The 4,293-nt window shown below is 53.2% G+C and carries 4 protein-coding genes; 3 read left to right on the top strand and 1 reads right to left on the bottom strand.

All coding sequences use genetic code 11. The features are described from left to right. Positions 1-367 (bottom strand): recombinase family protein (locus GOB82_RS12955; protein ID WP_166123723.1); only part of this gene is annotated, 367 nt, incomplete at its 3' end. Positions 368-554: 187 nt separating this feature from the next. On the opposite strand from GOB82_RS12955, the gene GOB82_RS12960 reads away from it, so the two are divergent. The 3 genes from GOB82_RS12960 (at position 555) to GOB82_RS12970 (ending at position 3,863) form a co-directional block, all read left to right on the top strand. Next, the gene (locus GOB82_RS12960) at positions 555-1,097 is read left to right on the top strand and encodes a hypothetical protein (RefSeq protein WP_166123725.1); all 543 of its coding nucleotides are present in this window, start codon (positions 555-557) and stop codon (positions 1,095-1,097) included. Between the two features lie 476 nt (positions 1,098-1,573). Beyond that, positions 1,574-2,266, top strand: a complete 693-nt coding sequence (locus tag GOB82_RS12965) for a hypothetical protein (RefSeq protein ID WP_166123727.1) — start codon at positions 1,574-1,576, stop codon at positions 2,264-2,266. 31 nt (positions 2,267-2,297) lie between these two features. Further along, positions 2,298-3,863, top strand: a complete 1,566-nt coding sequence (locus tag GOB82_RS12970; protein ID WP_144880189.1) for a hypothetical protein — start codon at positions 2,298-2,300, stop codon at positions 3,861-3,863. Positions 3,864-4,293 lie beyond the last annotated feature (430 nt).

A 4,293-nucleotide genomic window follows, 5' to 3' on the forward strand; every position in this document is an offset into this window, starting at 1 on the left:
AATCCTCACGGCCTCGCGCTTGAAATCTTCCGTATGTTTCATGGTTTCGTCGGTCTCCTGATACAAGCTTAAAACGCTCAGATGACCGGCACAAAACCGTTACAAGTCCATTCAGAATTCTGATGAGACCGATTACGTCCACGGTATCCCGGCCCAGCCTATCCAGCTTCGCCGCGACCAGGCTATCCCCGGCCTCCAGTGTCTTCAACAGGGAGGACATGCCCGGTCGAGACAGGGCCGGCACTCCGCCGGAAATAATGTCCTTGGTAATCATGTCGTCTGACAGTCCTTCCCGGAGCAGGGAAAGGATTTGCGCGTCGTTTGTCTGACCCTCTGTTGAGACCCTGGCGTAACCGTATCGTTTCATTGCCCATAACCCTCGTTTTCGATCAGCGTTCGATCAATGGTTTTCGGCATGTTTCAATACGACAGCCAGATGTTCAAAAACCACGGATTCTGCTCACGCCATTCAGTGTAGTGTGGTGCGAGGCGGATTTCATATTTCCGGGCACCGCACGCGGTCTCTACGGGCTTTACAAAAAGGTCGGGAAATAATGATACGTGATCGTAAAAGGCTTCGTTTGGTTAAGTTCTCCATTTCAGCCTTGTCTCTTTTGACTATGACAAGCGTGTCTATGACTTCGGCTCTTGCCTCATCTCCACGGGAAGACCAGACCCGTTACGGTCTGGCTTCGGGAACAGGCCCGCTTAATACCCTGCTGATCGATGGGCAGCCCACAACGCCGAAAATCGCCGGAAACGGCGCCCTTTTCGTCCGGAAACTTGGGGAAGTCGGCGATGCCGACGTTCTTCTCCTGACCTCTGTCGGTGGCGAGGCTTGCGAAGCGCAGTATTCCATCGTCCAGGTCACGTCGGCAGGAATCAAACCTCCCACCACGTTCTTCGGAAATTGCGCGACCGCTAAGGCGGCAATCTCAGGAGGAAAGGTCACGGTGGAATTTCCACGAAGCGCCGGGAGATACGCCAAGGCACCGGCTGAGATCGAAACATATGATCTGGCGACGGGGGCGCTGAAGAAGAACGGAAAAACCATCCCATCCGCCTGCAAGCTGGATGACGGCGTCTGCCAGGGTTGAGCGCATCAATAAAGCGCCTGCTTGAAACTACAATTCAACCAATCGAGAAACACATGAACGCTTACGCAAAGATCAGACACGCCACACCTTTGCTTGGACTGATGACTCTCCTCTCTTTGACTGGCTGTGGTGATAGCGGGCCTTCGCTAGAAGAACTTCAGTCCATAATCTCTCAAAACTATGCGGATGCTGTGGAAGGGAACCGGTCATTCGGAGACATTCTGGGTAACCGTCATCCGACCCCCCCGGTCGTAAAAGTAACGGGACGGACGTGTGTAGCACGGGGTTCCTATGAGTTTCACGGCGAGAAACTGCCAATCTTCCGGTGTGATGTGACTGTCAAGGTAGGCGATGACCAGCAGAAACAGAAATTAGATTACGTCAAAATAGATGGGAAATGGAGCCAATACGAAGAATAAGGATTCCGATCATTCGTTTCGCATCGCCGATACACACATTATGCCGGAGTTTATGAAGTGATTATCAAAGACGTTGACCTTCATTTGAGCAAAAAGTCAGGTTACCTCTCTCTGGGACTGATCTTCTTGATCGCTAGTTTTATTGCCGGATTTTTTGTTAAAGAATCGGATTCAGGTTTTATAGGAAATTGGGGATTTTGCCTCTTCTCAGGTGTGGTAATTTATGGTGGAATAAATTTATTCTCCTTCGCCATGCCGCATTTCTTGATAGTGCATTTCTTGTCCCGAATTATTCAGGGGAATCCGGTAACAAAATTCCGCGCGATGTATGGTGATTTATTTGCTCACAAACCGATCAATATCGATTTTGACCTCGATGCGGATAATTATGTAAATGTAATCTGCTACGATGGCGAGTTTCTTTACGTCATACAGAAAAATAAAATGGTTACGCTCAAATGGAGTGATGTCCGCCGCTGGGAGTGGCGTGTCTATGATCCAGCAAAACAGACGACCTCCGGCTTCACTCCAGGCGTAGCCGTGCAGGGTATGATTCAAGATACCGCTGCGAATCTCTCTAGCGCAGCAAAAACAGCGAAAGAAAACGGTATCTCACTCGCGGTTAAAAGCCTCGATCATCCGATCTGGTTTTTTTGCACTGGGTTAGGCAAACCATCCCTTTCAATTTGCCAGAAGTGGGAAGAAATTTTCAGGCAGTTTGATGATGGTACGCTCGCGATTGCACGTTGATCAGACGACGGGACGATAAAGGGGCAGAATCATGGGGCCGGAAGAACTAGCGATTATTATGAGTCCTCAGTTCATCAACGCGACATTCCGCGCTGGTGAAGACTGGTATCATGATCTGGTTGCTCGGAACCAAGAAGTCCAGCGTCGCTATTCGTTCGAAGCCGCCAACGCTCAGTATCAGATCGTAAACCAGCAGATTCTTGATAAGTGGCGTCGTCAGAATGAGGAGTGGAGGCGGCACACCCAAACCATCGCCGACCAGTCCAATGAGCGGATCGCACAAAGCGATCGGATTCAAGCTGAAATAAGGGAAAATCACAACAAGGAGCTTCGTGCTAGACAGCAGAGCGATCGTGATCTGCATGCCATGACCGCTCTTTGCTCCAAGAAGGATGCCGCCATTACCCAGCTTCAGACTGATCTTGCTGGGGTGCGGGGATCGCTTGGTGCAGCGCAGGATGAGATCGCGCGCGAGCGGCAGTCGCTCGCTGCTTCGCGGGAGGAGGTGGAGCGAACCCAGTCCGCGCTCCAGGCGGCCCAGAACGCGCTGGCACATGAACGGCAGTCGCACGCTTCTATGCGATCACATGCCGGTAGGCTCACGTTTGATCTTTGGATCACCGGGAATGATTGTAACTGTCTTCGCGCCAAGCTCAAGGAAACGGAGGATGTTGTATCATCTCTTGAAGCAAGCCGACGAGAGGCCGCGCTTGTGACCCAATCTGTCGAGGCGGCGGGTACGACCGTCATGTATGTGACGGCGCAGGCCATGGAGGCGTGGGCCGCCCAGGGCAAGGCGTCCATGCTTGATAACCTGATGACATCGCACTTCAAGGCGGCCGGTCAGCCCATGACCATGCGTGAATACCTGTGGTTCGCAACACTAATCAAGGAGATGAAGGGACGGAACATCTCCGATCGCCTTATCGCCGAGCGTTGCCCCGTGGACGGAATCGAGGATTTCCTGGTGCGCGATGTCGCCATCTCTGAAGACAAGGTGGAGACAGACAACGGGCGGGACATCTTCCTCGGGTGGATCGTTGTCGATGGGGTCTGTCACCCCTTCGGCGCGGAAACGAAACGACGCTGCATGCAGATGATGGCCGGGTTCATCAGGGGGATACCCGAAGAACATGCCTTGTGTGAAAAGGAGCCCCGGCGACGTGAGTCAGATATTGAACTCCTGATGTCAGACAAAGACATTGATCCGGACAAGATTGACAGGTTGTTCTGGTTGACATTTGGCACGATTGTGCGTTGCCAGAACACGAAAATCTCCGGGTTTATGGCGCCATGCAAGGCAACGGTCCACGGTGGAAAATTCCAGGGCGGGCTGTCCGTTGCGATCGCTGACGATGGCAATGAGTTTTCCGCCCTTGTTTCATTCGATGAGGACGGCGCCCGGTCGTGGCTCGCGGGGCATGTTGCAGAGAAGGTCGGGCCTGCGTTGGGGCGTCCGGGGTTATCGATCCAGGAAGCGCGGTCGCTCATGAAGACTGATACCCGCCCGTCGCCCGTTGTTGATGTTCTGCCGCTAACGGTGTCGGTTATGGTGGAGATGAGGCTCAGGGCGGCGGCGCTCGTGGCGGCTGGATAATCCTCCGATTCCCAGCGCGGGAATGAGTGGAAGATAACCGAGACCCGCAGAAAACAGCCAGTTTCGACGGCAATGGTTCTGCCTGTTGCGCCCGGCTGGTTATCGCGAGCCGGGCGTTTCTGTGTCTGACGATAGACTCTCCCTGAGACAACGAACGCTCAGGAGATGATGATGGCAAACGAAAAGAACGAAAGTCTGGCGGCCAGGACGATTGCGGACGCAGGAGTCATTGAAGAGTTTTTCGTTACGGAGATGATTCTTCGTGCTCTGATGGGGCCTTATCTAAGTCCGCACGTCGGCGGGAGCCGGGTCATGGAACCGTAAGCATCCGGAGAGAGCCGCGGGCGTAATCAGGCTTTGATGGTATTATTGCTGTGGTGAAGGGTTTTCCAGTGCCATGGCAGGAGTTCATGGAGGCGTGGATTTGGCA

Source organism: Acetobacter farinalis (genome assembly GCF_011516935.1).
Classification (GTDB): Bacteria; Pseudomonadota; Alphaproteobacteria; order Acetobacterales; family Acetobacteraceae; genus Acetobacter; species Acetobacter farinalis.

What these genes read in the sequence shown, in the direction of transcription:
- GOB82_RS12960 (WP_166123725.1), top strand. Translation starts at nt 555, where the DNA reads ATGATACGTGATCGTAAAAGGCTTCGTTTGGTTAAGTTCTCCATTTCA.
- GOB82_RS12970 (WP_144880189.1), top strand. Translation starts at nt 2,298, where the DNA reads ATGGGGCCGGAAGAACTAGCGATTATTATGAGTCCTCAGTTCATCAAC.